The 1,156-nt window shown below is 63.8% G+C and carries 2 protein-coding genes; both read right to left on the bottom strand.

The genetic code is table 11. The annotated features are described in order from the left end of the window. Window positions 1–55 precede the first annotated feature (55 nt). Window positions 56–544: a C-phycocyanin subunit alpha gene (gene cpcA, locus KUG38_RS16785; protein WP_015109240.1), complete on the bottom strand. Its 489-nt coding sequence runs from the start codon at window positions 542–544 to the stop codon at window positions 56–58. Window positions 545–604: 60 nt separating this feature from the next. Beyond that, entirely contained in the window at window positions 605–1,123 is a 519-nt protein-coding gene (gene cpcB, locus KUG38_RS16780) for a C-phycocyanin subunit beta (RefSeq protein ID WP_015109239.1), read from the bottom strand. Between the last annotated feature and the right edge of the window lie 33 nt (window positions 1,124–1,156).

The raw sequence follows: 1,156 nt of genomic DNA, 5'->3' as shown, positions 1-1,156 counted from the left end.
GCCAGAAAAAAGGGCCCCCCGAAGGGGACCCGGAAACAACGATGGCCGCGAGAGCTCAGACGAGAGCGCTGATGGCGTAGTCGATGTAGTTGTTGGCGATGACGCCGGCATCGCCGGAGACGCCGTGGTTGGCCTTGATGTAGGTCAGGGCCTCGACGTACCAGGAGGGGGAGAGTTCGAAGGTGCGGTTGATCTCGTCGAGACCAGCGACCAGGTACTCATCCATGGGGCCGGTGCCACCGGCGACCAGGCAGTAGGTGACCATGCGGAGGTAGTAGCCGATGTCACGGGCACACTTGGCCTTGCCGCGGGCGTCGGAGGCGTAGTTGCTCCCCTGCATCTGGGTGGTGTAGGGGAACTTGTTGTAGACGGCCTGGGCGGCGCCGTTCACCAGGGAGTCGGCGTTGGCGGTGAGGGCCTTGGCGGCTTCCAGGGCGTTCTTGGCGCGCTCGAAGCGGCCGAAGGCGGCGTTGAGCTCGGTGTTGGACAGGAAGCGGCCCTGGGAATCAGCGGCTGCGACGGCCTCGGTGAGGGGAGTCTTCATTGGAAGGGTGTTAAGGAGAAGGTGAACCGAAAGATGAGGCGACGATCAGTCGACGACTGATCAGGCGACAGCAGCGGCTGCGCGATCGAAGTAGGTGCCGATTTCGGACATCAGGGAGGAGCAGTCGCCCTGGGTGATGCCGTTGCGATCGTTGGCGATGGCGATGGCGGCGTCCTTCATCTTGCGGATGCCTTCGGCGACGGAAGCGCCGGGCACGCCGAGGGCCAGGTAGGTCTCGCGGAGGCCGTTGAGGCAGCGATCTTCCAGGACGGAAGCGTCACCGGTGAAGACGGCGTAGGTGACGTAGCGGAGAACGATCTCCATGTCGCGCAGGCAGGCAGCCATGCGGCGATGGGTGTAGGCGTTGCCGCCGGGGGCGATCAGGGCGGGCTGCTGATCGAACAGATCGCGGGCCGCGTTGGTGACGATCTTGGAAGCGTTGGAGGTGATGCGGTTCACGGCATCCATGCGCTTGAAGCTGTCAGCGACGACGCCGGAAAGGGCATCGATCTGACCAGCGTTGAGGAATTCGCCGCGGGCATCAGCCTGAGCAACGACCTTGGTGAAGGCGTCGAACATTGAGTTAGCTCCTGTTCTCGACGTCGAACGTCG

The organism is Synechococcus sp. CCAP 1479/9, from assembly GCF_019038535.1.
Lineage (GTDB): Bacteria > Cyanobacteriota > Cyanobacteriia > PCC-6307 > Cyanobiaceae > Cyanobium.
This window is presented reverse-complemented; position numbering and strand designations above follow the sequence as displayed.

Bases quoted from the DNA above. Each gene is read 5' to 3' on its own strand.
- cpcA (WP_015109240.1), bottom strand. From the start codon at position 544: ATGAAGACTCCCCTCACCGAGGCCGTCGCAGCCGCTGATTCCCAGGGC.
- cpcB (WP_015109239.1), bottom strand. From the start codon at position 1,123: ATGTTCGACGCCTTCACCAAGGTCGTTGCTCAGGCTGATGCCCGCGGC.